We start from the raw sequence: 26,127 nt of genomic DNA, 5'->3' as shown, positions 1-26,127 counted from the left end.
GCAAAAACGGCTCTGACATCCGCGTCGCGTTCCGCTAGACTGCGGCCCATGTCACTTTGGACCCGTATCACCGACGCCGTGTCGTCCCTCGCCGCTGGCGACAGCCTGTCGGACGTGTTTGCCAAGCTGCGCACGCCGCCGGAACGCTCGGTCGCCTTTGCCATCGCCGTAATCGCGCTGGGCGCCAAGATGGCCAAGGCCGACGGGCAGGTCACCAAGGATGAGGTCGCCGCTTTCCGTGAGGTGTTCACCATCCCCGAGGGCGAGGAAAAGAACGCCGGCCGCCTGTTCAACCTCGCCCGGACCGATGTCGCCGGGTTTGAGGATTATGCCCGCAAGATCAAGGCGATGTACGACGGAGATGAAGCAGCACCCCTGTGCGACCTGATGGAAGGGCTGTTCCATATCGCCGTGGCGGACGGGCATTATCACCCGGACGAGGATGCCTTTCTGGCCCGCGTGGCGGCGATTTTTGGCATGGATGACGCGCGGTTCAAACGGTTGCGCGCGCAGTTCGTCCCCGACGCCGAGCGCGACCCCTATGAGGTTCTGGGCGTCAGCCCCGACACGCCCCCGCAGGCGATCCGCGCCGCCTATCGCCAGTTGGTGCGCGACACCCATCCCGACCAGATGCTGGCCCGCGGCGTGCCGGAAGAGGCCGTGAAACTGGCCGAAAAACGCATGATCGCGATCAACCGCGCCTGGGACGAGATCAACGGCCAGGCCGCGTGAGGATCGCCACCTATAATGTCGAATGGTTCACCAACTTGTTCGACGACGCGGGCACCATCCTGGACGATGGCGCCTGGTCCAGCCGCTGGAACGTGACCCGCCGCGACCAGCTTGCCGCCCTGGGCCATGTCTTCCAGTCGATGGATGCCGACGGGGTGATGGTGATCGAAGCGCCAGATTCCCACGCCCGCCGCGACGGTGTGCGTGCGCTGGAAAATTTCGCCGAACGTTTTGGCCTTCGTGCACGCAAGGCGGTGGTCGGCTTCATCAACGAGACCCAGCAAGAGATCATGTTTCTGTATGATCCCGACGTGCTGACCGCCTATCACGACCCGCGCACCGACGGCGGGCCGCGGTTTGACGAAGCAATCAAGATGGATCTGGACGTGGACCGCCACCCCGAACCGATCCGCTGGTCGAAACCCCCGCTTGAGCTTGAGGTGATGCATCGGGCCAGCCGCACCGCGTTTCGCATGATCGGCGTCCACGCCAAGTCCAAGGCCCCCCACGGCGCGCGGGGCGAGGCTGCGATCATGCGCATTTCCATCGCCAACCGCCGCAAGCAATTGGCGCAATGCATCTGGCTGCGCCACCGTGTCGAAGCCCACTTGGAACAGGGCGACAACTTGATCGTGTTGGGGGATTTCAACGATGGGCCGGGGCTGGACGAATACGAAAAGCTCTTCGGGCGCTCGGGCGTGGAGATCGTGCTGGGTGAGGGCAATGGCGCGCAGCTTTTCGACCCCCACGCCAAACAGGCGCTGTCGCGCCGCATCGGCGCGATGCCGGTCACCGCGCGCTTCCACAAGCGCGAGCAGGGGCAATATCTGTCGGTTCTGCTGGACTATATCATGGTGTCGCAATCGGTGCGGGCGATGGGCGCGGACTGGACCATTCTGCACCCCTTCGACCACCCCGCCTGCTTCGACGACAAGACGCTGTGCACCGCGCTGCTGACCGCGTCGGACCATTTTCCCGTGCTGCTGGATCTGCAACTGCCCGACACGGTTTGAGAATGGCGCAAACAGGCCTATATTAGGTTTATGAAACACCTGTTGTTCGCCGCATGTCTGACGCTACCCCTTCCCGCGTTCGCCCAAGAGGAGACGCCGGAGAACGGGGACATGTCGCAAGGCTTCTCGCTTATGGAAGAGGGCGCGAAGCTTCTGTTTCGCGGCATCATGGGTGAGATGGAGCCCAGAATCGAGGATTTCTCCGGCATGGCGCGAGAGTTGGAACCCGCCCTGGAGATGTTCGCGCAAGAAATGGGGCCGGCCCTGTTCGATCTGATGCAACGGCTTGATTCCGTGCGCTATTACGAAGCGCCGGAGCTTTTGCCAAATGGCGATATCATCCTGCGGCGCAAGCCCGATGCACCCGAGTTCACGCCGGAGGATCTGCCCGACGACCGGTCGGACGATCTGCCCGACGAAAACGGGGACGAGCCGGAACCCCCCGAGGGGGCGATCGACCTCTAATCGTCTTTCTTGCGGCGCGCGCCCTTGATCCGGACCGAACCTTCGGCCCCCAGCGCGTTGGCCAGCGCCTTGAACCTTTGTTCGGCCACTTCGCCAAACAGGGGGGCCGCGGCCTCTTTCAGGACCAGTTCCAACGTGTTGGCTTTCGGGGAATATTTCAGTTTGCCCGGCTGCTCGTCTGCCTTGAGCCAGAGCATCGCGCCCAGCCGCATGGCCTTGCCCAGCACTTCGGCCTGTTGCTGTTCGCGCGGGTCCAGCAGGCTGAACAGCGGCGCGAACCGCGACCCTTCGCGCTTGTTGGAATAGCGGTGCAACAGCGCGATCCCCAGATAGACCCGTTCGGAATGTTTCAGCCCGCCAAGGTTGGCGCGGGTGGCGTTGTCGAAGACCACCTCGTGGCGGTAGTCGGGATGCGCGCGCCAGCTCACGTCGTGCAAAAGGCAGGCGGCACGGATGATGCGCTTGCGTTGGAACGTAGTGCGCCCGAACAGCGGCATGACGAAGTGATACAACGTCCGGCCAAAGCCGGGCAGGCGGGCGTCCTTGGCCTCGGCGAAGCGGCAGGCCTCGATCAGCGGGTCCCGTTCGCGCAGCTCTTGCGGCATTTGCTCATACAGCATGCCTTCGCGGATGCCGTAGCTGGAAATGGCGATGTCCTTGGGTTTGAATTTCGCCACCACCTCGCGCAGGACATGCACCGCGTAGGGCACCAGCGACATGCGGCTGTCCGAGATGCCACAGCGCGACCGCAGGTCCTGAAGGTCGCTTTGTTCGATATATTTCAACGTCTTGATCACCCGCCCCGGGGTCATCCGGTATTCATGCAACACGGTCAGGGGATAGCCGCGCCGTTCCATGTCGATGCGCGCGATGGCACGCCAGGATCCGCCCACAAGGAACAGGCGCTTGCCAGTCTCCTCGCCCATCTTCACGAAGGATTCTGCGACCGTGTCCTTGATATAGGCGCGGCGGTGTTTTTTGCTGCTGATCTCGCGCAGCTTCAGCGGCCCCAGCGCCGAGGTCACACGGCGGCCCACGCGCCCCTCGGACAGGTCGGCCATCTCCAGTGAGGAGCCGCCGATGTCGCAGACCAGACCGTAGCTGCCCGGCCAGCCCAGAAGCACCCCTTGCGCGGAGAGACGCGCCTCTTCCTGTCCATCGATCACCCAAAGCCGCAGGCCGGTTTCGCGCAAGACCTCGGCGCGGAACTCCGGCCCGTCCTCGGCCTCGCGCACGGCGGCGGTGGCCACGGCCGTAAGCGGGCCCATGTCCAGCCCGTTGGCCAAGGCGACGAACCGGCGGATCGCCGAGAGCGCGCGCACGCGGCCTTGCGGGTTCAGCCGCCCGGTTTCCGCCATGCCTGCGCCCAGCCCGGCCATGATCTTTTCGTTGTAAAAATAGGCGGGACTGCGCGCCGCGCCGTCGAACACCACCAGCCGGACGGAGTTGGAGCCCACGTCGATCACCCCCACCCGCAACAGCCGCTTGGTCTTGGGATCATCGAACAGCGGACGTCCGAACGGGCCCCATTCGGCGATATCGTCAGGCTTCTGGCTGCTGGCGCGCGGTCCGGTCATAGGGTCCCCCAAGGGTCGTCGTTCAAAGGATGTAGGTCGGCTGGCTGCGTGTCAACGAACCGGTCAGTCTTCCGCATGGGTCAGTTGCGGCACGTCCGACGCCCCGGCCGAGCCGCGCCCCGAAAGCGACGGGTTTTCCATGAAGAAGCGGTGACAGTTGAACGCGAAGGTGCCTTCGGCGACCTTGGCCCGCGTGAAACTGCCGTCCGGCCCCATGATCCAGCTTTGCGCCACATCAGCAAGGTTGGCGGCCATGATCTGACTTACGATCTGCGCCTTGACGGTGTTGTTGTTCACCTCGACCAGTGTTTCAACGCGCCGGTTCAGGTTGCGGCCCATCCAGTCGGCCGAGGAAAAGAACACCCGCGCCTTCTTATGCGGCAGCCCGTGGCCGTTGCCGAAACAGACGATGCGCGAATGCTCAAGGAACCGCCCGACGATGGATTTCACGCGGATATTCTCGCTCAGGCCCCGGATGCCCGGACGCAGACCGCAGATGCCACGGATCACCAGACTGATCTGCACCCCGGCCTGCGAGGCCGCGTAAAGCGCGTCGATCACGTCCTCGTCGATCAGGCTGTTCATCTTCGCCCAGATCACCGCGGGCTTGCCGTTTTGCGCATGTTTCGCCTCGGCGGCGATCATCTCGAGCAGGCGCGGCTTCAACGTCAGCGGCGAGATTGCGAGGTTTTCCAGATTGTCGGGCTGCACGTAGCCGGACAGGTAGTTGAACACCTTCGACGCATCGTGCCCCAGCGCCTTGTCGCAGGTGAAAAAGCTCAGGTCGGTATAGATCCGCGCGGTGATCGGGTGGTAATTGCCGGTGCCGTAGTGGGTATAGGTGACAAGCTGGTCCCCCTCGCGCCGGACGACGGTGCTCAGCTTGGCGTGGGTTTTCAGGTTCATGAAGCCGTACACCACATGGGCGCCCGCACGTTCCAGCCGCCGCGACTGGCGGATGTTGGCCGCCTCATCGAAGCGGGCCTTCAGTTCGACCAGCGCGGTGACCGATTTGCCGTCCTCGGCCGCTTCGCACAGGGCTTCGACAATGGGCGAGCGTTTGGACGTGCGATAAAGCGTCTGCTTGATCGCCACCACATCCGGATCGCGCGCGGCCTGTGCCAGAAAGCGCACCACCATGTCGAAGGTTTCATAGGGGTGGTGCAGCAACATGTCCTTCTGCCGGATCGCCGCGAACATGTCGCCTTCGTGGTCCTGCACCCGTTCCGGCACCCGCGGCGTAAAAGGCGGCCAAAGCAGGTCGGGGCGGGTGTCGAGCACCAGTTCGCGCATGTCGGCCAAGCCGATCACGCCCTCAACCTCGACCACCTCGTCGTCGGTGACGTGCAATTCGTCCATAATCAGCTTGCGCAACCCCTTGGGCGCACCGGCAGACACGCGCATCGAGACCACCTCGCCGCGGCGGCGGCGTTTCAGGGCGGTCTCGAACTCGCGCACCAGATCCTCGGCCTCGTCCTCGACCTCGATATCGCTGTCGCGCAGGACGCGGAACGCGCAGGACCCCTTGATCTTGTAGCCGGGAAACAGCCCGCCAAGGTTGTCCATCAACAGCTCTTCCAGCGGCAGGAACCGCTGGCGGTCGCAGGCTTCGGGGCAGGCGATGTAGCGGTCGATCTGCTGCGGCACCGGCAACAGGGCCCGCAGGCTGCGCTTGTCGGCGGTGCGCTCCAGCTCCAGCGCGAGGGCGAAGCCTTCGTTGGGCAGGAACGGGAAGGGGTGTGCGGGGTCGATGGCCAGCGGTGAGAGGACCGGAAAAACCTGATTGAAGAACACCTTGGCCAGATAGGCGCGGTCCTCTTCGGTGAGGTCATGGCGGGTCAGAATCTCGATCCCGGCCTCTTCCATCTCGGCGCGCAATCCGATGAGCACCTCTTGCTGGCGGGCAAGCAGCTTGCGGGCGTTGACGTCGATCAGTTCAAGCTGTTCCGCGGGCGTCAGCCCGTCGATCGAGGGCGTGGTGTTGCCTTCGCGCGCAAGTTCACGCAGGCCGGCGACGCGGACGGTGTAGAATTCGTCAAGGTTTGTGGCCGAGATCGACAGGAAGCGCAGCCGTTCCAACAGCGGCACGCGGGGGTTCTCGGCCTCTTGTACGACGCGCCGGTTGAAGCCCAGCCAGCTCAGTTCGCGGTTGAAAAAACGCGCGCGGCCGGACATGTCACCGTCAGGCTCTTGCGGCGCGGGAAACTCGGCGGACAGGAAATCGGTTAGCGTCGTCAAAGCCTTGTCACCTACACTTGCAGCGGCCACAGGCCACTATTGCGCGTCCGTGCGGTGAGAGTCCAGAACCGCGCGCACGAAGGGGCGGTTCAGAGGGCGCCGCTGGGCCAAGGCTTCGCGGTCCAGCGTGGCAACAATCTCATGCACGGCGGCAAAGCTGCGCGGCAGGTGTTTGACAAGATAGGCCGTGGCGTTGGGCGTCGGCATGAGTTGCCGGTCCTGAAACTGTTTGAGCAGCACCGCCGTGAGCAGCGGCGGATCAGGGGTTTCGATGGTCACTGTGGTGGCCGCTGAGAGGCGGCTGGCCAGATCGGGCAGGGCGATGTCCCAACGGGCGGGCGGCGTTTGCCCCGTGATCAGAAGCGGGCTTCGCGTCGCGCGCAGATGGTTGTGGGCGTGAAACAGCCACTCCTCGGCGCGGGCAGGCAGGCGGTCGCAATTCTCGACGATCAGCGGGCCCTCGGGCAGGGGGGCGGCGGGGTCGATCTTGCCAGCCTGCAGCACCTGTGCGCCAGACTGCGCCGCGAAGACCTTGGCCAGATGGGTCTTGCCGGAACTTGCCGGCCCCACCAGCGCCAGCTTGCCGTCGGGCCAGGCGTCGGGCGTCAGCACCATGGCATAGGCCTGCGCATTGGCGTCCGAGACAAAGAAGGCTTCGGGGCCCAGCCGGACGTTGGCGGGCAGATCAAACGTGAGTTGGCGTTCCATGTCTTACAGGTCTTTTCTGCCGCCGTGCTCGGCCTGCTGCCCGACGTGGCCCTTGTAGAGCTGGCCGCGTTTGTATTCCGCGATCACGAAGCGCATCAGCACGCCGATCACCGCCGCCACGGGCACCGCGACGAGCATTCCGACGAAACCGAACAGGCTGCCGAAGACCGACAGCGCAAGGATCAGCCAGACCGGGTGCAGCCCGACCGAGTTTCCGACCATCTTCGGCGTCAGGATGTTGCCCTCGAAGAATTGACCGAAGGCGAAGATGGCGCCCACGATGCCGATGCGCAGCCAGTTCGTCGCCACTTCGACGGTTTCGCCGTTCACCACCTCGCTGCCGCCCCACCACTGGATCAGCGCCATGCCGATGGCCAGCACACCGCCCACCAGCGCGCCGACATAGGGAATGAACGAGATCAGACCCGCGATGAAGCCGATGATCAGCCCGAAATTGAGCCCCGCGACCATCAGCGCGATGGCGTAATAGGTGCCAAGGATCAGGCAGACCGTGCCTTGCCCGCGCAGGAAAGACGCCAGCGTGTGGTCGATGTCACGGGCCAGCCGACGCACCGTCGCGCGGTGGTCCAGCGGCAAGAGGTTGTCGATCTCGGCCACCATCCGGTCCCAGTCCATGAGCAGATAGAAGGCCACCACCGGCACGATCACCAGCAGGATCACGACGTTGAGAATCCCCTGCGCCGAGTTCAGCAGCGCCGCCACAAGCGTACCGCTGCGCGCCTGAATGGCCTCACCCAGTGTGACAAGCTGTTCCTGCACGAAATCGCCCTGCAGATCGAGGGACGGGATCCGTTCGCTCAAAAAGACCTTCAACTCATCCCACATGGCGGGCAGGTTTTCCACCAACATGCCGATTTGCCGCAGCAGGTCGCCCAACTGGCCGATCAGCGTCGGCAGAACCAGCAGGAAGATCAGGAAGAACAGCAGAATGCTGGTAATGGTGATCGTCACCGTGGCCATCACCCGCCCCATGCCCCAGCGCTCAAGCCGGTCGGCGATCGGGTCCAGCAAATAGGCAATCGCGCCGCCCAGAATGAACGGCACCAGCACATCGCCCAAAGCCCAAAGAAGCAGGCCGAACACCACCGCGGCGATGCCCCAGTACTGGAACTGTTTTTGCGACGGTAGGGCCATGGGACGTCCTGTGGTTCAAGGCATGAATTGCCATCCTCATTGACGCACCCCGCCCGCCATTGCAAGAAAAACGCCGCCCCCCAACCGTCGTGCCGCCGGCGATGGCTTGCCAGTGGGCGGAGGTCTGACTAAACCCAAGCGAACCCAAGTTGAAAGAACCGTTATGCGCCTGAGCCGTTATTTTCTGCCCGTCCTCAAGGAAAGCCCCCGCGATGCGACCATCGCCAGCCATCAGTTGATGCTGCGGGCGGGGATGATCAAGCAATCGAGCGCGGGGATCTATTCGTGGCTGCCGCTGGGCTTCAAGGTTCTGCGCCGGATCGAACAGATCGTGCATGAGGAACAGGCCAAGGCCGGCCACATCGCGATCCAGATGCCGACGATCCAATCGGCAGACCTGTGGCGCGAAAGCGGGCGCTACGATGCCTATGGCGACGAGCTGTTGCGCATCACCGACCGCCACAAGAACGACCTGCTGTTCACCCCCACGGCCGAGGAAATGGTAACGGATATCTTCCGCGCCCATGTGAGCAGCTACAAGCAGCTGCCGCTGACGCTCTACCAGATCCAGTGGAAGTTCCGCGACGAGCGCCGCCCGCGCTTCGGCGTCATGCGCGGCCGTGAGTTCTACATGAAGGACGGCTACAACTTCGATCTGACGAAAGAGGATGCGCTGCACGCCTACAACCGCCACCTCGTCAGCTACCTGCGCACCTATGAGCGCATGGGCCTGCAGGCGATCCCCATGCGCGCCGATTCCGGCCCCATCGGCGGCGACGACACACACGAATTCCTCGTGCTGGCCGACACGGGCGAATCCGAGGTGTTCTATGACAGCGCGGTGACCGATTTGACCTTCGGCGACCGCGAGATCGACTATGACAGCGTCGAGCAGTGTCAGGGCGTGCTGGAGGAGTTCACCAGCAAATACGCCCGCACGGACGAAACCCACGACGAGGCGAAGTTCAACGAGGTGCCAGAGGAACGCCGCCGCACCGCGCGGGGCATCGAGGTCGGGCAGATCTTCTATTTCGGCACCAAATATTCCGAAGCCATGGGGGCGACCGTGCAGGGGCCCGACGGCAAGGCGGTGCCGGTTCACATGGGGTCCCACGGGATCGGCGTGTCGCGTCTCGTGGGCGCGATCATTGAGGCGAGCCACGACGATAAGGGCATCATCTGGCCCGAAGGGGTCACCCCGTTCCATGCGGGGATCGTCAACCTCAAGCAGGGGGACGCGGAAGCCGACGCGGCGTGTCAGTCGCTCTATGACGCGCTGACCGAAGCAGGGCTTGAGCCGCTTTACGATGACCGCGACGAACGCGCGGGCGCCAAGTTCGGCACCATGGACCTGATCGGCCTGCCGTGGCGCATCACCGTGGGGCCGCGCGGGTTGAAGAACGGCGTGGTTGAGCTGACCAGCCGCAAAACCGGCGAGAGCGAGGAACTCGCGCCCGACGCCGCGGTGGCCCGCCTTGTGGAGATCTACAAAGCCCACGGCATCGGGTCCGCCTGATGGCGCGCACCGCCCCGTTTTCCCGGTTCGAATGGATGATCGCCTGGCGCTACATCCGGGCCAAACGCGAAACCGGCGGCGTCAGCATCATGACGTGGATCTCGCTGATCGGGGTGACGCTGGCAGTGTTTGCCCTGATCGCGGTGCTCGGGGTCCGCTCGGGCTTCCGGGCGGATTTCGTCGACACGATCGTCGGGGCCAACGCACATCTGACCGTGCGCCAGAACGCGGTCGAGACCTTCACCGTCACCCAGGGCGACCAGTCCGTTGACGTCACCCGCCGGGTCGACACGATTGCCGATGGTGACGCGCTGGCGGCCCGGTTGCGCCAGATCGAAGGCGTCACCCGCGCGGCCCCCATCGTGCGCGGTGAGGCTTTGGCCAGCCTCGCAGACAAATCCTCTTTCGTGCAGGTCTATGGCATCACGCAAGGGGACCTCACGGACATCCCGCTGGTGCGCGCGCCGCAGTCCAGCGCCGGATCGCTGGCGGACTTCGGGGCGGACGCCGAAGGCGGCGGCATCGCGCTGGGCTCGGGCGTCGCGCGCAATCTTGGCGTGACCGTGGGCGACCGGATCAACCTTCTGTCGGCCACCGGCGTGCAGACCGCCGCCGGACGCTCGCCCCGCCGGGTGGCCTTCGACGTGGCCTATATTTTCCAGACCGGCCGCTATGTTACTGATATCAGCCGCATCTATCTGCCGCTTGAGGATGCGCAGGCCTTCTTCAGCCGCGACGGCGTCCACGACGAGATCGAGATCTACGTCGAGGATCCGGACCGCGTCAGCGACTGGATCCAGCCGCTCTATGCCGCCCTTGGCCCGGACAGCTTCCTTTATTCGTGGAAAGACAACGAAGGCGCCTATCTTCGCGCGCTGACGGTCGAGGACAACGTCATGTTCGTGATCATGGCGATTCTGGTGTTGATCGCGTCGATGAACATCATCAGCGGCTTGATTATGTTGGTGAAGAACAAGGGTCGCGACATCGGCATCCTGCGCACCATGGGGCTGAGCGAAGGCTCGGTCCTGCGGATTTTCTTCATCTGCGGCGCAGGGCTGGGCACCTTGGGCACGCTTCTGGGCGTCATCCTCGGGGTGCTGTTCGTGATCTACATCGACCAGATTTTCGCGCTGGTGAACTATGTAGCGGGCGGCGGCGTCTGGGATCCGTCGATCCGCGGCATCTACACCATCCCCGCCAAGCTCGAGCTGGACGACGTGTTGAAAGCCGTCGTCCTATCCCTGTCACTGTCGTGGATTGTCACGCTGTTCCCGGCACGTCGTGCGGCCCGCATGAACCCGGTTGAGGCGCTGCGCTATGAATGACGTGACATTGCATTTGGCCGGCCTGCGCAAGGGCTACAACCACGGCAGGCCGAACGAGGTTCAGGTGCTGCACGACGTGTCCCTAGAGGTCGCCCGCGGAGAAGTCGTGGCCCTTGTGGCACCCTCGGGCGCGGGCAAATCGACGCTTTTGCACATCGCGGGGCTGCTGGATACGCCGGACGCTGGCACGGTCAGCATCGGGGGGGAAGACCTCACGTCCCTGGGCGACCGCAAGCGCACCGCCGTGCGCCGCAACGATGTGGGCTTCATCTACCAATTCCACCACCTGTTGCCCGAGTTCTCGGCGCTGGAGAATATCGTGCTGCCGCAATTGGCCAACGGCGTGGCCCAGGCCGAGGCCGAAGACCACGCCCGCGCACTTCTGGCCCGAGTGGGGGTCGAAGCGCGGGCAGAGCACCGGCCCGCGGCCCTGTCGGGGGGCGAGCAACAGCGGGTGGCTTTCTGCCGGGCGCTGGCGAACCGGCCCCGTCTGCTCTTGGCGGATGAGCCGACGGGCAACCTTGACCCGGCCACATCGGACCGCGTGTTCGATGCGCTCATGGAGCTGGTGCGGGCCTCGGGCCTCTCGGCGTTGATCGCGACCCACAACCTTGAGCTGGCCGCACGGATGGACCGCGTTGTGCGGCTGGAGGCAGGGCGGATCGCCTGACGCCCCGCTGCCATCCGGGGTTTCGCAGGTTTTGCGCCGCAGCCAGCGTCCATCTTCGGGCACACCCACAGGACCGATTGCGTCCTGACGAAGCCTGTTCTTCACGCCGCCGGTGTCTGTGGCCCGCCACATCCCGCAGATCCGGCCCCCGTTGATGGTGCAATCTCTTACCCGCGGACCGAACCCGCGCGAGATTGCGCCGTGATCACATCAGTCGCAAAAGCGTAGCTCGAACCGTGTCTGGATAGTGCGACGCCATACCGGGCGCTGATCGGCCGCTGACAAGCGCGTGAATGTGAAACCTTTGCGTAGGCCCGCACGTGTCTTTGGTGCAGTCTGCAGTGTGAAAGGGTTCTCTATGCGAAGTTTGTCGTTCCTCCTCCTCTTCGGTGTTGCCACTGTTTCGGCCCTCGTCCAACCGGCCACGGCTGGTCCGATCGCCTTTGACGGGCGCTGGAGCGAGCAGCGGCTGCAGCTCTTTAACTCCAATGACTACGTCTTTAACGGCCGCAGCCTGCAGATCACCTCGGACGGTGCGGTCTCGTTGGCCTGGATGCGGACGCAGACCTCGGACTGGGGGGCGACCTTGGCCTCATGGAATTGGGCGGTGGACCAGTCGGTGCCTGCGACGGACCTGCGCCGCAAGGGCGGGGATGATCGTAATATCTCTTTGTATTTCGTGTTCCTCCCGGAAGCTGAGGCCGCGCGGATGCAGGGCGCGAACATTCGGCAGTTGCAGCGCACCCCGAGCGTGCGCATTTTGCAATACGTCTGGGGCGGCACCCACGCCCCGGGGGCGATCTTCGGTTCACCCTATGCGCCGGGGCAGGGGGCGAACGTGATGCTGCGGCAGGCCGGAACCGGCCGTGCCACGGAGCGGGTCAATCTCGCGCAGGACTTCGCCACGGCCTTTGGCGGTGCGCCCGGCGCGCTGGTGGGGATCGCCGTGTCTGCGGACAGCGACGATACTGGCACGGCGATCCGCGCCACCCTTTCGGACTTGCGGGTAGATTAGACGCCAAAGGTAAGCGGAGCGTTAATTCGGCGGGCAGGTCGGGTCAGTCGCAAATGCCGTTCAGGTCCGCCTGCGGGTCAATGCCGAAGACCTCGGAGGGGCGCGGAGACCGCTGTGGCGGCTGCACCGGCATCACCTCGGCCAGGGTGCGGTACAGACGCTGGGTGCGCGGCGCGTCCGGCGCAAGGGTGCGGCAGCAAACGAACTCCTCTACCAGCACCGCCTGCTGTTCGTATCCAAGCTCAAGAAACGAGATTTCCTCAGTCGGATCGAGCAGATAAGGATCGATCCCCGGCTTGTGCTCGGCCAGCCCCAGCAGCGGCGAATAGCCGGTGGTGTCCCGGTTCTGCCATTGCCAGACATGGGTCATTTCATGGACGAAATACATCACCGCCACGAGGTTGAAAGCCCTTGGGTAGTCCGGCGCATAGTCCGGAAGGGTCCAGTCGGGGTTGGTCAGCACATGGGTCCAGGCGACCGCGCCGGCGGTGCGCGTGTCGAAGGTGGGGCCGTCGGGCGGCGGGCCGATCCGCTCGCGGCAGGTGGTCTGCGGGCGCGTGGGATAGGTGCGGGTGGTCATGCCGATGAACCCGGCCTCGACCAGCCGCACCTCGGACGCGTTGAAGCTGTCCCCCATGAGCGCGCGGGTCAGGCCTTGCTCGCCCGGTGTGAGGGTGCGACCGCAGGCGACGAGGGCAAGACACAGGATGAGAAACCGCATGGCCCGATCCTAGATCGCGCCCGCGGCCGCGCCAAGGGGGATCATGCGCGGGTTGATCGACATCAAGGCAGGCGCGGGCGGGGCGTGGCATCCGGAAGGCACGCAGAACAGGAGAGCGGAATGAAACTGTCGAAGATCATGGGGCCGATGCTGGCTGCGCTGACGCTGGGGGCCTGCGTGGAGCAGGAGTTGGACGTGAGCGCCGAGGCCGGAGAGGTTCTGTTCCAGAGCAACTGCGCGGCCTGTCACGGGGCCGATGCGCGCGGCGGCGCGGCGGCCGCGCTGTTCGCCACACCGCCCGATCTGACCGGTCTTGCGGCGAACAGCGGCGGGGTGTTCCCGCGCGACTACGTGATGGGCGTGATCGACGGCTACCACCGCGACCCGGCCTTCAGCGCCGCGATGCCGGAATTCGGCGCGGGCGACATGGGGCCGACGGTGATCGTGGAGCGGGACGGGCTGGGCACCCCAGTGCCCGCGCGGCTCTTGGCGATCACGAGCTGGCTTGAGGTGGTGCAGCGGGAGTGAGGGGGCACTGACGTCGGTCTATCGCTTGCAAACGGTCAACGAGGTAGGCGCGTTGAGGTATGGCGATCCGGATGGGCCATGCGCCAACTCGCAATAGATCGGCCTCGCGGTGGTGTTTGCGAAAGCGAAAGTGGACTGAGCTGCGTACGGTGGCCGTCGGGAACCTTGCCAAATCGAAGATTTGGCAGCGCCGACCCCGTGGAGGCGGTGCTATTTCTCACTGAGCCAGTCCGCAGTCTTGGGGTGGATCTTATATCTCCCATGAGGAAACAAGAAACCCCAACGGATTGCTTCTATGTTCCGCTTCATAGGAACTGGAATATTTGACAGAAACAAGAACAAAGGACTTGCCAAAAGGAAGATTAACAATGAAAGAGACAGAATGTTATCCAAATTAATGCCGGACGAAAGCTCTAACCGATCCAACCCAACTTCGAAGAACGACAGAGCCATGTATGGTAGAGGTGCCAACGCACCCAGAATTACCGTGATAGTGAGTAGAGACGCGAACTGACGGATCGGTACCCACTCCTTGAGAAAAGAATATGGCAGGAGGGGAATAGCGGGCGTCATTTCTTCATGGCCATCCAAATATAGCGCGATACGTGGGTTAAAACCGGGAATCCGGTATCGACTCGAAATTTCATCCATAAGCCCTTGGATAACAATCCATTTCTGAATTTCTAATACAGTTAAGAAGACAACCGCGCTACCCAGCATCGCGATTAAGATGCCGTCGATCAACGCTGAGTATCCGGAAACGGAAATTCTTAGAATGCCATCTTCGTTCGCTCCTTGCAGCGCCATGAACAGGACGAAAATAAAGCTAAGTAACTTTCCGAATGAAATCGTTCCAGTTGTTTGAAGTTCGGCAAGTCGACTAAGTAGAGGCAGTCGGTTTTCGATCTTTGGGTGAAGAATCCGGATTGTTCTCCATATTTCGTGACGTTTTTGACGCCGGATGGAGGTCCATAGGATTCGCTTACTCACACATCCAACTCCTCAACAAACCGCGCGTTTTCCTGAATATACTGGAATCGCATTTCCGGTTTCTTGCCCATCAGACGCTCCACCAGATCGCCAGTCTGGCCGGGTTCGTCCTCGTCGATGGACACGCGGATCAGCTTGCGTGAGGCTGGGTCCATTGTCGTTTCTTTCAGGTCTTTCGCGTCCATCTCGCCCAGACCCTTGAAACGGCTCACGTCCATCTTGCCCGAGCCGCCCAGACCCTTGGCCAGCACCGCGTTTTTCTCGGCCTCGTCGAGGCAATAGACCCGCCGCGCGCCTTGGGTCACGCGGAACAGGGGCGGGCAGGCGAGGTAGAGGTGCCCGTGGTCGATCAGCGGGCGCATCTGGCTGAAGAAGAACGTCATCAACAGCGCCGCGATATGCGCGCCGTCCACGTCCGCGTCGGTCATGATGATGATCTTGTCGTAACGCAGATCGTCCACGTTGAACTTCGCCCCGAGCCCCACGCCCAGAGCCTGCGACAGGTCGTTGATCTCGATGTTCGAGCCCAGCTTGGAGGAGGCCGCGCCCAGCACGTTAAGGATTTTGCCACGCAGGGGCAGCAGCGCTTGCGTCTTGCGGTTGCGCGCCATCTTGGCCGAGCCGCCGGCAGAGTCGCCCTCGACGATGAACAGCTCGGTCCCTTCGCGCGACACGTTCGAGCAATCGACCAGCTTGCCGGGCAGGCGCAGCTTTTTCGTGGCGGTCTTGCGGGCGGTCTCTTTCTCTTGCTTGCGGCGCAGGCGTTCCTCGGCCCGCAGCACAAGGAAATCGAGGATCGCGCCCGCAGATTTGGTGTCCGAGGCCAGCCAATTGTCAAAGTGGTCGGCCACGGCGAGGTTGACCATGCGCTGCGCGTCGGTGGTGGCCAGTCGGTCCTTGGTCTGGCCGACAAATTCCGGATCGCGGATGAAACACGACACCAGCGCCCCCGCGCCGGTCGTCAAATCCTCGCGGGTGATGGTGCCGGCCTTCTTGTTGTTGACCCGCTCGCCGTAGGATTTGATGCCCTTGAGGACGGCGGCCCAGAAGCCCGCCTCATGGGTGCCGCCCTCGGGCGTGGGGACCGTGTTACAATAGGACTGGATGAAGCCGTCGCGCGTGGGGGTCCAGTTGATGGCCCATTCGACCTTGCCCGGAACGCCGAATTTCTCTTGAAAATCAACGGTGCCCGAGAAGGGTTGATCGGAATAGGTGGTCGCGCCCGACAGGGTTTCCTTGAGGTAGTCCGCCAGCCCGCCGGGGAATTTGAACGTCGCCTCCATCGGCGTGTCACCGTCGGGGATCTCGGACTTCCAGCGGATTTCGACGCCGGAGAAAAGATAGGCCTTGGAGCGGGCCATCTTGAACAGCCGGTGCGGTTTCAGCTCAAGCGAGCCGAAGATGTCCGGGTCGGGGTGGAAGGTCACCGCGGTGCCGCGCCGGTTCGGGGCCGCGCCGATCTTGGCCAGCGGCGCCTGCGGCACCCCGCGCGAGAACTCCATCGCGAACAGCTCTTTGTTGCGGGCCACTTCGACGCGCAGATGGTCTGACAGCGCGTTCACCACCGAAGAGCCGACCCCGTGCAGGCCGCCCGAGGTCTGGTAGCTGTCGCCCGAGAACTTGCCGCCCGCGTTCAGGGTGCAGAAGATGATCTCGAGCGCGGATTTGCTGGGGTCCTTGGGGTGCGGATCGGTGGGAATGCCGCGCCCGTTGTCGCGCACGGTGACGTGGCCATTGTGGTGCAGCTCCACCTCGATCCAGGTGGCGTGACCGGCCACGGCCTCATCCATCGAGTTGTCGACAATCTCGGCCACCATGTGGTGCAACGCGCGGTCGTCCTTGCCGCCGATATACATGCCCGGCCGCAGGCGCACATGCTCCATATCCTCAAGCACTTCGATCGAGGAAGCATCGTAGTCGGAAGCGGTCTTGCCGCTCAGAAGGTCATTGGCCATGCGAGTCCCAAAGCTGCTCTGCTGATTTTTGATTTGCGCCAGTATGTCATGGGCGCGGGGGCGGGGAAAGTGCCTTGCAGCCCGCCCGATAACGATTAGCCTGCCCCGAAAAGAGGAGGGGCGACATGACGCTGGCGACATTTGATTTGGCCGCATTCGAGGCGGCACAGGGGGAGGCACGGACGAAAGCGGCGGCCGAGCTGGACCGGATCTGCCGTGAGACCGGGTTTCTGGTGCTGACGGGCCATGGGGTGCCGCAAGACAAGATTGATGCGGTCTGGGACGCCGTGGCGCGATTCTTCGCCCAGCCGCCCGAGGACAAGGCCCGCGTCGCCCCGCCCGAGCCGGGCGCGCCCTATGGCTGGATCGGCCCCCTGAAAGAGGCGCTGGCCGCGTCCAAGGGCGTCAAGACCCCGCCGGACCTGAAAGAGAGTTTCAACGGCGGGCCGCTGCATATGCCTGAAGATGCCAGCGCCGACGCGGTCGCCTTTTGCTACCGCCCAACGCCTTATCCCGACCTCGACGGGTTCCGCACCGCGTGGGACGCCTATTACGCCGAGCTTGAGGCGCTGGCCGCCCGCATCATGGCCGCCTTCGCCGCTGCGCTGAACCTGCCCGAGGATTATTTCGACCGCTACATCCAGCACCCGATCTCGGCCTTGCGGGCGTTGAACTATCCGGCGACGGGTGAGGTGGCCGAAGCCGACCAGCAGCGCGCCGGGGCGCATACGGACTACGGGACGTTGACGATCCTTCTGCCTCAGGCGGGATCATCCGGCCTGCAGGTGCAGCGGGATGGCACGTGGCTGGACGTCGCGGCCCCCGATGATGCCTTTGTGATCAACATCGGCGACCTGATGGCGCGCTGGACCAATAACGCCTGGGTGAGCACGCTGCACCGGGTGGTGGCCAAGCCGAACCAGCCACCGCGCAAATCGCTGGCCTATTTCCACCAGCCCGATTGGGAGGCCGAGATCCGGCCGCTGGACGGCTCGGACGACTATCCGCCGGTGAAGTCCGGCCCCTATCTGATGGACAAATTCCAAAGCACGGGCACCTAGGCCGCGTCGTGCCGTAGAGGCCGCACGCCGGGGTCAGCCCCGTGCGCCAAGGCCGAGCTTCATGATGGTCTTGCGCAGCGGCGCGAGACCGTAAAGCGCTTCAACCCCCGTGGCACGCAGGTCGCGCAGTAGGGGGTTCTCTGCCTGCGACGCACGGTTGAGAAGGTCCACGCCTTTCACTCGCAGCATCACGTCCGGATGGCGGCGGCGGTGGTAGCTTTGCAGCATCTGCGCATCCCCCAGCCGGTCCGGCGCAGCCTGCGCGAGGTCCAGAAGACAGGCCAGATCGGCCAGTGACATGTTCAGCCCCTGCGCGCCGATGGGGGGCACGACATGGGCGGCTTCGGCCACAAGGGCCACGCGCTCGGCGCTCATGCGGTCGGCCAACTGGCTGATGATCGGCCAGACCATGCGGCGGCTGGCAAGGGTGAGCGGGCCATAGGTGCCGGCGCTGCGGCGGGTGGCTTCGGCGTTGAACGTCGCCTCATCCAGCGCGGCAAGACGCGCGGCTTCGGCACCGTCCTCCATCCAGACCACGGCCGAGCAGGGCTGGCCCTCCAGATCGGGCAGCGGGACAAGGGTGAACGGCCCGCCGGAGCGGTGCACCTCGGTCGAGACATTGCCGTGCGGGGCGCTGTGGGTCACAGCAAAGGTCACGGCCTTTTGCCCGTAGCGGGTGGTCTTGGCGCCGATCCCGGCCGCCTCGCGCACGGGGCTGCCGCGCCCGTCCGCGCCGATCACCAGCCGCGCGGTCAGCCGGGTGCCGTCGGTGAGCGTGACGCGGGCCTCGTTGGTGCGGGTGAACAGGCTTTCAAACCCTGTGCCTGCGCGCACCTCGACGTTGGGCAGCTCTGCGATCCGGGCCAGCAGTTCGCGGCGCAAAAGCCAGTTCGACAGGTTCCAGCCGAAGGGCTTGTCAGAGATGTCGGCGGCGTTGAAATCCTTGGTCACACGCGGCGTGGGATCGGCCCCGCCCGCGTCGACGATCCGCATGATCTGCAAGGGTGCGGCGAAAGGGGCAAGGCGGTCCCAAACGCCCGCGGTGGCAAGGAACTGTTGCGCCGGTTGCAAAAACGCCGTGGTGCGCAGGTCTGCGCCTTCGGTCTTCTCGTCGGTGATCGGCGGCATCGGATCGGCCAGCACCACCTGAAAGCCCGCCGCGCCGAAGGCCGCCGCCGCCGTCAGGCCGGCTACGCCGCCGCCCGAGATGAAAATATCGGTCTGGATCTGTGTCATGCCCCAGACATAGGCCGCAGGGCGGCGATGGGAAAGGTGCCCTAGACCAGCTGCGACAAGAAGGCCGCAAGGTCGTTGGTGTGGTGGTGGATGTGATCCTGCGGGGTGGCGACTGGCGCCACGTGCACCGTGCGCATCCCCATGGCGTGGGGCGCCGTGAGGTTGCGGATGTCATCCTCGAACATCGCACCTTGCTGCGGGGGCAGCTTATCCAGCGCGAAGACCGCCTCGAAGGCCGATTGTTCGGGCTTGGGGCGGTAGTCCGCGTGCTCCACCCCGTAGACCGCATCGAACAACCCGTCGAGCCCGCGCGCGCGCAGCACGTTGCAGGCATAGGGCTCACAGCCGTTGGTATAAACGATCTTGCGGCCGGGCAGGGCGCGGATCGCGGCGGCCAGATCGGGCGCTTCGGGCAGCACGGTGAAGTCGATGTCGTGCACCGCCTCAAGAAAGGGGTCGGGGTCGATGTCATGTTCCGCCATCAGCCCCGCCAGCGTCGTGCCGTAGCTGCGCCAATAGTGATCGCGCAAATGGTTCGCCTGCCTGCGGTCGACGCCCAGAATATTCGCGACATAATCAGTCATCCGCACCTCGATCTGGTCGAACAGCGCGACCTCGGGCGGATACAGCGTGTTGTCGAGGTCGAACACCCAGGCGCGGACGTGGGCGAATGAGGCTTTGACCATGGCGGGCAGGTTCCTGTCGGTTTCGCGGTTCGACCGGTTGATACCGCAGGAAACCACAGGCTACAAACGCGCAACGAAGGAATTGCCATGACCCCGATCCCCACGCCGCAAAAAGACGCCTATGAGCTGATCCTCGAGGCCATCGACACCGGTGTCTACAAACCCGGCAGCCGGCTGGTCGAGAGCGAGCTGGCCGAGCGCTTCGGCGTCTCGCGCACGCCCATCCGTGAGGCGCTGCAACGGCTTGAGACGCAAAGCCTGCTGACCCGCGACGGGCGGTCGTTGATCGTGGCCTCGCTCGATCACAGCCAGCTGAGCGAGCTTTACGTGGTGCGCGGGGCTCTGGAAGGGCTGGCCGCGCGGCTGGCGGCGCGCCATGCCACGCCCGAAGAACTCGCCGTGCTGCGCGACATGCTCGAAGCGGACCGCAAGCTGGTCGACAACCCCGAAGCCATGAGCCGCGCCAACCGGCGGTTCCACAAGCAGATCCATCTGGCGAGCCACAACCGTTTTCTGGTGCAGCAGTTGGACCTTGTGCATCGCTCGATGGCGCTGCTCGCCTCTACCTCGATCGCGGTTGAAGGCCGGCCGATGGATACGCTGGAAGAGCATGAGGGCATCGTCGAGGCGATTGAAGCCGGCGACGGGGACGCGGCGGATCAGGCGCTGCGCGACCATATCTCGAAAGCTTTCATCATTCGGCTGCGTCTAGACGCGGAGGCGGTCGAGGCAAGTTGACGCCCGTAATCGGCGTCACATTCGCCGCGGGGGCTGTGCCATCGCCGGGATTGTCCCGACCGCCCGGCGCATCGGACGACAGCGGCGTGGTCGGGGCGAAAATGCCGTGGCTGGTCTTGTCCCAATAGAACGGTCTGGTCGCCAGTTCGAACACCCCCTTGTAGGCCGCCAAGGCCGCCAGCGGGAAATAGAAATGCAGGGTCGGCGTCCATTTGACCATGTCGCGTTTGCCACCGATGACCACGGCGAGCGCCGAGACGGAGATGCCAATCACCTCCGACGCGAGGAACAGCCCCGCGAAGGTCATGGCCACGGGAAAGGACAGCACGCCGGTCAACGGGTGCGGCAGGCCCAGCAGCATCAGCCAGAAGGACCAGAGCAGGGGCGCCAGCAGAAACTGTGAGATTGTGCCCGCAAACAGCAGTTGCACGCCGAAAAAACGCCACGGCCCCAGCTCTCGCCACAAACGGCGGGGGGCGCGCATGTGCACGCCGTAGGTGATGGCATAGCCCTTGAGCCAGCGGGACCGTTGTTTCACCCAGGGCCAGGCGCGGGCGTTCGCCTCTTCCTGGGTGACGGTTTCGATGATCTCGGTGCGGTAACCATGGCGCGCCAGCCTGATCCCGAGATCCGCGTCTTCGGTCACGTTATGCGCGTCCCAGCCGCCCAGATCCTCAAGCACGTCGCGGCGGAAGAACAGGGTCGTGCCGCCCAGCGGAATCACCAGCCCCAACCGTTCCAGCCCCGGCAGGATGATGCGGAACCAGGCGGCATATTCGATGGTGAAACAGCGCGCCAGCCAGTTGGAATGGGAGTTGTAGAAGTCGAGCTGCCCCTGCAGGCAGGCCACGTCGGGCGCGCAGCGGGCGAAACGGTCGGCCACCACGTGCAACTGGTCCGGGGCGGGGGCGTCTTCGGCGTCGTAGACCCCGATGATCGACCCTTTGGCGAAACTGAGCGCATAGTTCAACGCGCGGGGCTTGGTTTGCAGGGTGCCCAGCGGCACGTGGATTGCCCGCATCCAGTGGGGCAATTGCGCCCCCGAGAGCGCGGCCTGCGTGGTATAATCGTCCGCTTCCAGCACCAGACAGACGTCGAGCCGCTCGGCCGGATAGTCCAGCCGGGACAGCCGGTCCACCAGCGCGCCCGCGATGTCGCGTTCGCGAAACAGGGGCACAAGGACGGTCACGACGGGCAGGGCAGGCGGATCGGACAGGGGCAGGGAGGCGCGCGCGCGACGGGGGGAGAGGTGCAGGATCGCGGCCGCGCATTTCAGCAGCGTATTCAGAAAAAGCGTGAAGATCGCCCAACCGCAAAGCAGCAGGACCGTCGGCACCAGCCAGAGATGCGCGGCCAAGGCGATGAGCGTCAACACAGCCACGCCCCAGAACATGGCGCTGCGGGTGTTCCAGCCGCGACAGGATTCGACCTCGGGCGTGCGCAGTTCCGCGTTCTGCATCAGGGTGCGGCGGCAGACGCGGGCCAGCGCGCGGTCAAGCGCGCTGTTGGTGGTGATCGCAAGGTGAACCGTGCCGAATATGACCGTGAGCGCGTCGCGCACCCTCAAGAAATCCTCGGCCGAGGCCGCGAGGACCGTGACCCGCCCCGCAGAATCGCGCCACGGCAGCACCCGGTGTTTCAGGCAGGCCTGCGTGCCGAACCGGCGCACCAGACGGGGATCAGGCGGGGCGCGCACCGGGTCGATCGTGCCGGTTCTTAGCCCCTTGGCGACTATGTGCGCGTGTTGTCCTTCATCAAGGGGGGCAGGGCCGGCCAAAGCCGCCACATCCCGCGTCGCGCGGTCCGCCTTGGCCTGAGCCCGCGCCGCTTTCGTGCCCGCTTCGCCCAGCACCTGCGCGACAGGCAGGGGCGCCGCGACACGTGCCGCCAGGCCCGCATCGTCCGCAGGCGCGCCGCCGGGGCCGCTCGACCCCGTTTTGAACTTGGTCGCCATACAAGCCTCGTTCCCTGTCCCGCCGCCAGTCTGGCGGCAAAACGGTTAACGGGGCGTTAAGACGGCGATTTTCCGTTTCAGGCCGGGGTTTTGCTGCGCGCGGACATCGCTTCGGCGAAGCGGTCGAACAGATAGGTGCTGTCCATCGGCCCCGGAGAGGCTTCGGGGTGGTATTGCACCGAGAACACCGGCTTGCCGTCCACCGCGATGCCGCAGTTCGACCCGTCGAAGAGCGACACATGGGTCTCGCGCACGCCCTCGGGCAGGCTTTGCGCGTCCACTGTAAAGCCGTGGTTCATCGACGTGATTTCGACCTTGCCGGTGTCGCGGTCCTTGACCGGATGGTTCGCGCCGTGGTGACCGTGGCTCATCTTCACGGTCTTGGCCCCGAGCGCGAGGGCGAGCATCTGGTGCCCGAGACAGATGCCGAAGACCGGCATGTCGTGCTCCAAAACCTCCTGGATCATCGGCACCGCATAGGCCCCCGTCGCAGCCGGATCGCCCGGCCCGTTCGACAAGAACACCCCGTCAGGGTTCAGGGCCAGCACGTCCTCGGCGGTCGCGGTCGCGGGCAGCACCGTCACATCGCAGCCGGCCGAGGCCAGACAGCGCAGGATGTTGCGTTTTGCGCCATAGTCGATGGCGACGACCTTGTATTTCGGGTCGGTCTGGCGCGGGAAGCCGTCCGGCCAGGCCCACCGCATTTCGTCCCAGCGGTAGGACTGCGCGCAGGTGACCTCTTTCGCCAGATCGCGCCCTTCCAGACCGGCAAACCCGCGGGCGGCGGCGACCAGTGCTTCGACGTCGAAATTGCCCTCGGGGTCATGGGCGAGCGCCACATGGGGCGCGCCTTGCTGGCGGATGGCGCGGGTCAGGCGGCGCGTGTCGATGCCGCCGATGCCGATCCGGCCGCGCTTTTCCAACCATGGCTCAAGCCGTTCGGTCGAGCGCCAGTTGCTGGGCGCCGTCGGGTCCCATTTGACCACCATGCCGGCGGCCACGGGATCGGCGGTTTCGTCATCTTCGGGCGTGACGCCGGTGTTGCCGATATGCGGGAAGGTAAAGGTCACGATCTGGCCCGCATAGGACGGGTCGGTCATGATTTCCTGATAGCCGGTCATTGCGGTGTTGAAGCAAAGCTCGGCCACGGTCTGGCCGGTGGCGCCGAAGCCCTTGCCATAGAAGACGGTGCCATCGGCGAGCACAAGACAGGCGGTCGGTTTCGCGGGTTCGGCCATCACTATACCTCTCGAAGGGGTCGGGCCGCGCGAGGGGTGAGGGGGGCAGGGGCGCAGCCAAATCGTTTGCCTTCTAGGGGGCGGCTCCGGTCGGGTCAAGGGCCGGATCGCACCCCCGTTGACCTGACGGCACCGCGCGCGGCGGGGGTGTTGTAAGCGGGCGTTCGTTCGGGGTAGTCTGGCCGACAGTGTTCACGCCTACCCATGATAAGGGACGATCAAGATGGAACTGCGCGCACGGGTCAATGCGGCCCTCAAAGAGTCGATGAAAGCCAAGGAAGCCGACCGGCTTTCGACGCTGCGGCTGATCAACGCGGCGATCAAGGATCGCGATATCGAGGCGCGGGGCGATGGCTCGGACGAGGGGGTCGGCGACGACGTTGTGCTGGCGATCCTTGGCAAGATGGTCAAGCAGCGTCAGGAAAGCGCGCGCGCCTATGAAGAGGCGGGGCGGCTGGAGCTGGCCGAGAAAGAACAGGCCGAGGTCAAGATCATTGAGGAATTCCTGCCGCGTCAGTTGTCCGACAAGGAAGTCGAGAAACAGATCGACGCGGCCATCGCCGAGGTGGGCGCGGACAGCATCCGCGACATGGGCAAGGTCATGGGCGTGCTCAAGGCCAAGTTCACCGGCCAGATGGACTTTGGCAAGGCCGGCCCGATGGTCAAGGCGCGGCTGGGCTAGGAACTTTTACCCGTGGCGCACGTTTCCCCACATCCATAAGGAAACAGGGGGCTGCCATGACGCCGAATTTTCGTGAACATCGCAAACTCGCCCGAATGGCCTTGCGGGCCAAACGCGGCCAGATGGACGTGAGCGCGTTGAGCAAACGGGCATCGGTGCTCTACGGGCACCTGACCGAGCACGAGCTTGAGGAGCTGGCGCTGGTGAGCCTCGGACAAGGAGAAAGTTCATGAAAGCGGAATCCAAGGCACAACAGAAGGCGGCAGGCGCGGCCCTGTCCGCGAAACGCGGTGAGACCAAGGTCGGCGACCTGAAAGGCGCGTCAAAGGACATGTATGACAGTATGTCCGAGGACGAGCTTGAAGAGATGGCCTCGACCGATCACGACGACCTGCCCGAGACGAAGGACTGACGCCGCAACAGGCGCCCGTCGAGAATGATCAACCCGAGGGCAAGCAGCGCCAGCCCGGCATAGACGTTGGGCGACAGGGTTTCGTGGAGCACGATGGCGCCCAGCAGGATCGAGACCGGCGGGATCAGCAGCGTGACGATCATCGTGTTCGCCGCCCCCGCCGCCGCGATCAGCCGGTAATACAGCAGATAGGCGCCTGCCGTGGCGAAAACCACGTAGTAGCCGATGGCGGCAAAGGTGGTCGCGGCGAGCGCGAAGGTTGGTGGGCCGTCAAGGATCAGGGCCGCCGGCACCATGATCAGCGAGGAGCCGGTCAACATGCCCGCTGCGGCCACCTGCGGGGTCAGCCCTGACAGGTGGACCCGTGCCCAGACCGAGGCGAACGCGTAGGAGATCGTGCCGCCGATCACCGCCAGTTGAGCAAGCGAGGTGATGTCGATGTGCCGGACGCTGTCCAGCCCGATGGCGGTGGCGACCCCGAAAAAGCCGATCAGCGCGCCCGCCGCTTTGCGCAGGGTCAGCCGTTCGTCGCGCAGCAGCAGGGCCGCGACCACGACGCCGAAGATGGCCGTGCCCGCGTTGAAGACCGAGGTCAGCCCTGTGGGGATGTAAAGCTGCCCCCACGCCATGAGCGAAAAGGGGATCGCGTTGTTCAGCAGACCCATCACCAGCAAGGCGCCCCAGACCTGCGGGTCTTTCGGCACCGGTAAGCCGCGCCACCAGACATAGGCCCACAGGATCAGCGCCGCCCAGAACACCCGATGCGCGACCGAGGTGGCGAAGGGGACTTCGTTCAGGGCCAGCCGGATGGCCAGAAAGCTGCCGCCCCACAGACAGGCGAGGAGCAGGAGTTCGGCCCAGATGCGGCCGGCGAAGGGATGCGGATCACTCATAGAGCAACGGCTAGCCGGTCGCGGCGCGCGGGGCGACCCGAAACCGGACTATTGCGCGCCACGCGCCCGTCGCAGGGCGTCGTCGAGCTCATCGAACAGCGCAGCGCGCTCCTCCTCGCTCAGGAACGCGCCCAGCTCGACCACGCGGTCGGCCCCTTTCAGGGTGATATAATTGGGCACCCTGTCGTGGGTGGGGTCGAGTTTGAGGCGCACCCAATAGGGGTTGGCCTCCCACGATTTGTCGCCGCGGCGGGGATTGTGGTGGTGCAAGGTGATACGGTCCGGCCAGAGGCGCAGCACCTCGAGCAATTCGCCGTCCTTGTAGCTGCGGTGCAACCCGTACCAGAGCCCCGCCACGGCGATGATGAAGAACGGCAGCAGGCCCCAAAGGACCGGCGAGCCGATCACCACGAGAAGCGGCACGAGGATCAGCGCAACGGTGGCGCTGATGAAGACCACGAAATCGCGCCGCAGAAGCGACCGGTAGGGCCACAGGTGCAGCTCGGCCAGCGGCGCATCCGGCGCGCCCACGTCGGGCGCGATCCATTCATAGGGCATGGCATGATCCCTTCGGACGGCGGGCAACGAAAAAGGGCCCCGGCGTTTCCGCCGAGGC

26 protein-coding genes are annotated in these 26,127 nt (G+C 64.6%); 13 read left to right on the top strand and 13 right to left on the bottom strand.

The annotated features are described in order from the left end of the window. Positions 1-48: 48 nt before the first annotated feature. Genes DC363_RS08405 through DC363_RS08395 form a run of 3 tightly spaced genes read left to right on the top strand, consistent with a single transcriptional unit; the run spans position 49 to position 2,210 of the window. Positions 49-732: a molecular chaperone DjiA gene (locus DC363_RS08405; RefSeq protein WP_108640710.1), complete on the top strand. Its 684-nt coding sequence runs from the start codon at positions 49-51 to the stop codon at positions 730-732. Further along, positions 729-1,745 (top strand): endonuclease/exonuclease/phosphatase family protein, encoded by a 1,017-nt coding sequence (locus DC363_RS08400; RefSeq protein WP_108640709.1) that lies wholly within the window; start codon positions 729-731, stop codon positions 1,743-1,745. Before DC363_RS08405 ends, DC363_RS08400 begins: the two co-directional genes overlap by 4 nt. Positions 1,746-1,775: 30 nt before the next feature. Next, positions 1,776-2,210 (top strand): hypothetical protein, encoded by a 435-nt coding sequence (locus DC363_RS08395; protein WP_241962964.1) that lies wholly within the window; start codon positions 1,776-1,778, stop codon positions 2,208-2,210. Here DC363_RS08395 and DC363_RS08390 read toward each other — a convergent pair. From DC363_RS08390 to DC363_RS08375, 4 genes are all read right to left on the bottom strand, one after another. After that, positions 2,207-3,787, bottom strand: a complete 1,581-nt coding sequence (locus tag DC363_RS08390) for a Ppx/GppA family phosphatase (protein WP_108640708.1) — start codon at positions 3,785-3,787, stop codon at positions 2,207-2,209. The genes DC363_RS08395 and DC363_RS08390 overlap by 4 nt on opposite strands. A gap of 63 nt (positions 3,788-3,850) precedes the next feature. Beyond that, positions 3,851-5,962 (bottom strand): RNA degradosome polyphosphate kinase, encoded by a 2,112-nt coding sequence (locus DC363_RS08385; RefSeq protein ID WP_108640948.1) that lies wholly within the window; start codon positions 5,960-5,962, stop codon positions 3,851-3,853. Positions 5,963-6,061: 99 nt separating this feature from the next. Next, positions 6,062-6,733 carry an HdaA/DnaA family protein gene (locus DC363_RS08380; protein WP_108640707.1) on the bottom strand — a complete coding sequence of 224 codons (672 nt, stop codon included), beginning with the start codon at positions 6,731-6,733 and terminating at the stop codon, positions 6,062-6,064. Between the two features lie 3 nt (positions 6,734-6,736). Then, positions 6,737-7,888: an AI-2E family transporter gene (locus DC363_RS08375; protein WP_108640706.1), complete on the bottom strand. Its 1,152-nt coding sequence runs from the start codon at positions 7,886-7,888 to the stop codon at positions 6,737-6,739. A 163-nt stretch (positions 7,889-8,051) separates the two neighbouring features. Between DC363_RS08375 and proS the strand changes: the two genes are divergently transcribed. From proS to DC363_RS08355, 4 genes are all read left to right on the top strand, one after another. Further along, a complete protein-coding gene (gene proS, locus DC363_RS08370) occupies positions 8,052-9,404 on the top strand; it encodes a proline--tRNA ligase (RefSeq protein WP_108640705.1) in 1,353 nt (450 codons plus the stop codon). Continuing rightward, positions 9,404-10,732, top strand: coding sequence for an ABC transporter permease (locus DC363_RS08365; protein ID WP_196778398.1), 1,329 nt, complete (start codon positions 9,404-9,406; stop codon positions 10,730-10,732). Before proS ends, DC363_RS08365 begins: the two co-directional genes overlap by 1 nt. Continuing rightward, positions 10,725-11,402 (top strand): ABC transporter ATP-binding protein, encoded by a 678-nt coding sequence (locus DC363_RS08360; RefSeq protein WP_108640703.1) that lies wholly within the window; start codon positions 10,725-10,727, stop codon positions 11,400-11,402. Before DC363_RS08365 ends, DC363_RS08360 begins: the two co-directional genes overlap by 8 nt. Before the next feature lie 358 nt (positions 11,403-11,760). Beyond that, on the top strand, positions 11,761-12,417 hold the full coding sequence (locus DC363_RS08355; protein ID WP_108640702.1) for a DUF3047 domain-containing protein: 657 nt from the start codon (positions 11,761-11,763) through the stop codon (positions 12,415-12,417). 43 nt (positions 12,418-12,460) lie between these two features. On the opposite strand, the gene DC363_RS08350 is transcribed toward DC363_RS08355, so the two are convergent. After that, positions 12,461-13,138: a hypothetical protein gene (locus tag DC363_RS08350; RefSeq protein WP_108640701.1), complete on the bottom strand. Its 678-nt coding sequence runs from the start codon at positions 13,136-13,138 to the stop codon at positions 12,461-12,463. A 120-nt stretch (positions 13,139-13,258) separates the two neighbouring features. On the opposite strand from DC363_RS08350, the gene DC363_RS08345 reads away from it, so the two are divergent. Further along, positions 13,259-13,666: a c-type cytochrome gene (locus tag DC363_RS08345; RefSeq protein WP_108640700.1), complete on the top strand. Its 408-nt coding sequence runs from the start codon at positions 13,259-13,261 to the stop codon at positions 13,664-13,666. Between the two features lie 210 nt (positions 13,667-13,876). Here the strand turns inward: DC363_RS08345 and DC363_RS08340 are convergent, their stop codons facing one another. Next, complete coding sequence (locus DC363_RS08340; RefSeq protein WP_146180768.1) at positions 13,877-14,656, bottom strand: hypothetical protein; 780 nt, start codon at positions 14,654-14,656, stop codon at positions 13,877-13,879. Beyond that, positions 14,653-16,611 (bottom strand): DNA gyrase/topoisomerase IV subunit B, encoded by a 1,959-nt coding sequence (locus DC363_RS08335; protein ID WP_108640698.1) that lies wholly within the window; start codon positions 16,609-16,611, stop codon positions 14,653-14,655. The genes DC363_RS08340 and DC363_RS08335 overlap by 4 nt, the downstream gene beginning before the upstream one ends. 125 nt (positions 16,612-16,736) lie before the next feature. On the opposite strand from DC363_RS08335, the gene DC363_RS08330 reads away from it, so the two are divergent. After that, positions 16,737-17,672, top strand: coding sequence for an isopenicillin N synthase family dioxygenase (locus DC363_RS08330; protein WP_108640697.1), 936 nt, complete (start codon positions 16,737-16,739; stop codon positions 17,670-17,672). Positions 17,673-17,705: 33 nt separating this feature from the next. Here the strand turns inward: DC363_RS08330 and DC363_RS08325 are convergent, their stop codons facing one another. Together DC363_RS08325 and DC363_RS08320 are read right to left on the bottom strand one after the other, a co-directional pair. Continuing rightward, the gene (locus tag DC363_RS08325) at positions 17,706-18,908 is read right to left on the bottom strand and encodes a UbiH/UbiF family hydroxylase (protein ID WP_108640696.1); all 1,203 of its coding nucleotides are present in this window, start codon (positions 18,906-18,908) and stop codon (positions 17,706-17,708) included. Positions 18,909-18,949: 41 nt separating this feature from the next. Then, entirely contained in the window at positions 18,950-19,594 is a 645-nt protein-coding gene (locus tag DC363_RS08320; RefSeq protein ID WP_108640695.1) for a pyrimidine 5'-nucleotidase, read from the bottom strand. 87 nt (positions 19,595-19,681) lie between these two features. Between DC363_RS08320 and DC363_RS08315 the strand changes: the two genes are divergently transcribed. Then, entirely contained in the window at positions 19,682-20,332 is a 651-nt protein-coding gene (locus DC363_RS08315; RefSeq protein ID WP_108640694.1) for a GntR family transcriptional regulator, read from the top strand. Here DC363_RS08315 and DC363_RS08310 read toward each other — a convergent pair. Both DC363_RS08310 and carA read right to left on the bottom strand, forming a co-directional pair. Continuing rightward, positions 20,289-22,286: a glycosyltransferase family 2 protein gene (locus DC363_RS08310; protein ID WP_108640693.1), complete on the bottom strand. Its 1,998-nt coding sequence runs from the start codon at positions 22,284-22,286 to the stop codon at positions 20,289-20,291. The genes DC363_RS08315 and DC363_RS08310 overlap by 44 nt on opposite strands. A gap of 77 nt (positions 22,287-22,363) precedes the next feature. After that, positions 22,364-23,524, bottom strand: a complete 1,161-nt coding sequence (gene carA / locus DC363_RS08305; protein WP_108640692.1) for a glutamine-hydrolyzing carbamoyl-phosphate synthase small subunit — start codon at positions 23,522-23,524, stop codon at positions 22,364-22,366. Between the two features lie 223 nt (positions 23,525-23,747). On the opposite strand from carA, the gene DC363_RS08300 reads away from it, so the two are divergent. Genes DC363_RS08300 through DC363_RS08290 form a run of 3 tightly spaced genes read left to right on the top strand, consistent with a single transcriptional unit; the run spans position 23,748 to position 24,618 of the window. Next, positions 23,748-24,206, top strand: coding sequence for a GatB/YqeY domain-containing protein (locus DC363_RS08300; protein ID WP_108640691.1), 459 nt, complete (start codon positions 23,748-23,750; stop codon positions 24,204-24,206). Between the two features lie 56 nt (positions 24,207-24,262). After that, a complete protein-coding gene (locus DC363_RS08295; RefSeq protein WP_108640690.1) occupies positions 24,263-24,439 on the top strand; it encodes a DUF3008 family protein in 177 nt (58 codons plus the stop codon). Next, entirely contained in the window at positions 24,436-24,618 is a 183-nt protein-coding gene (locus DC363_RS08290) for a DUF3008 family protein (protein WP_108640689.1), read from the top strand. The genes DC363_RS08295 and DC363_RS08290 overlap by 4 nt, the downstream gene beginning before the upstream one ends. On the opposite strand, the gene DC363_RS08285 is transcribed toward DC363_RS08290, so the two are convergent. Then, positions 24,588-25,511 (bottom strand): DMT family transporter, encoded by a 924-nt coding sequence (locus DC363_RS08285; RefSeq protein ID WP_108640688.1) that lies wholly within the window; start codon positions 25,509-25,511, stop codon positions 24,588-24,590. The genes DC363_RS08290 and DC363_RS08285 overlap by 31 nt on opposite strands. A gap of 48 nt (positions 25,512-25,559) precedes the next feature. Continuing rightward, a complete protein-coding gene (locus DC363_RS08280) occupies positions 25,560-26,069 on the bottom strand; it encodes a DUF2244 domain-containing protein (protein ID WP_108640687.1) in 510 nt (169 codons plus the stop codon). Positions 26,070-26,127 lie beyond the last annotated feature (58 nt).

Source organism: Thalassorhabdomicrobium marinisediminis (assembly GCF_003072065.1).
GTDB lineage: Bacteria > Pseudomonadota > Alphaproteobacteria > Rhodobacterales > Rhodobacteraceae > Octadecabacter > Octadecabacter marinisediminis.
This window is presented reverse-complemented; position numbering and strand designations above follow the sequence as displayed.

Coding starts and splice junctions, on each gene's coding strand:
- DC363_RS08405 (WP_108640710.1), top strand. CDS start 49: ATGTCACTTTGGACCCGTATCACCGACGCCGTGTCGTCCCTCGCCGCT.
- DC363_RS08395 (WP_241962964.1), top strand. CDS start 1,776: ATGAAACACCTGTTGTTCGCCGCATGTCTGACGCTACCCCTTCCCGCG.
- DC363_RS08390 (WP_108640708.1), bottom strand. CDS start 3,787: ATGACCGGACCGCGCGCCAGCAGCCAGAAGCCTGACGATATCGCCGAA.
- DC363_RS08385 (WP_108640948.1), bottom strand. CDS start 5,962: ATGTCCGGCCGCGCGCGTTTTTTCAACCGCGAACTGAGCTGGCTGGGC.
- DC363_RS08380 (WP_108640707.1), bottom strand. CDS start 6,733: ATGGAACGCCAACTCACGTTTGATCTGCCCGCCAACGTCCGGCTGGGC.
- DC363_RS08375 (WP_108640706.1), bottom strand. CDS start 7,888: ATGGCCCTACCGTCGCAAAAACAGTTCCAGTACTGGGGCATCGCCGCG.
- proS (WP_108640705.1), top strand. CDS start 8,052: ATGCGCCTGAGCCGTTATTTTCTGCCCGTCCTCAAGGAAAGCCCCCGC.
- DC363_RS08365 (WP_196778398.1), top strand. CDS start 9,404: ATGGCGCGCACCGCCCCGTTTTCCCGGTTCGAATGGATGATCGCCTGG.
- DC363_RS08360 (WP_108640703.1), top strand. CDS start 10,725: ATGAATGACGTGACATTGCATTTGGCCGGCCTGCGCAAGGGCTACAAC.
- DC363_RS08355 (WP_108640702.1), top strand. CDS start 11,761: ATGCGAAGTTTGTCGTTCCTCCTCCTCTTCGGTGTTGCCACTGTTTCG.
- DC363_RS08350 (WP_108640701.1), bottom strand. CDS start 13,138: ATGCGGTTTCTCATCCTGTGTCTTGCCCTCGTCGCCTGCGGTCGCACC.
- DC363_RS08345 (WP_108640700.1), top strand. CDS start 13,259: ATGAAACTGTCGAAGATCATGGGGCCGATGCTGGCTGCGCTGACGCTG.
- DC363_RS08335 (WP_108640698.1), bottom strand. CDS start 16,611: ATGGCCAATGACCTTCTGAGCGGCAAGACCGCTTCCGACTACGATGCT.
- DC363_RS08330 (WP_108640697.1), top strand. CDS start 16,737: ATGACGCTGGCGACATTTGATTTGGCCGCATTCGAGGCGGCACAGGGG.
- DC363_RS08325 (WP_108640696.1), bottom strand. CDS start 18,908: ATGACACAGATCCAGACCGATATTTTCATCTCGGGCGGCGGCGTAGCC.
- DC363_RS08320 (WP_108640695.1), bottom strand. CDS start 19,594: ATGGTCAAAGCCTCATTCGCCCACGTCCGCGCCTGGGTGTTCGACCTC.
- DC363_RS08315 (WP_108640694.1), top strand. CDS start 19,682: ATGACCCCGATCCCCACGCCGCAAAAAGACGCCTATGAGCTGATCCTC.
- DC363_RS08310 (WP_108640693.1), bottom strand. CDS start 22,286: ATGGCGACCAAGTTCAAAACGGGGTCGAGCGGCCCCGGCGGCGCGCCT.
- carA (WP_108640692.1), bottom strand. CDS start 23,524: ATGGCCGAACCCGCGAAACCGACCGCCTGTCTTGTGCTCGCCGATGGC.
- DC363_RS08300 (WP_108640691.1), top strand. CDS start 23,748: ATGGAACTGCGCGCACGGGTCAATGCGGCCCTCAAAGAGTCGATGAAA.
- DC363_RS08295 (WP_108640690.1), top strand. CDS start 24,263: ATGACGCCGAATTTTCGTGAACATCGCAAACTCGCCCGAATGGCCTTG.
- DC363_RS08290 (WP_108640689.1), top strand. CDS start 24,436: ATGAAAGCGGAATCCAAGGCACAACAGAAGGCGGCAGGCGCGGCCCTG.
- DC363_RS08285 (WP_108640688.1), bottom strand. CDS start 25,511: ATGAGTGATCCGCATCCCTTCGCCGGCCGCATCTGGGCCGAACTCCTG.
- DC363_RS08280 (WP_108640687.1), bottom strand. CDS start 26,069: ATGCCCTATGAATGGATCGCGCCCGACGTGGGCGCGCCGGATGCGCCG.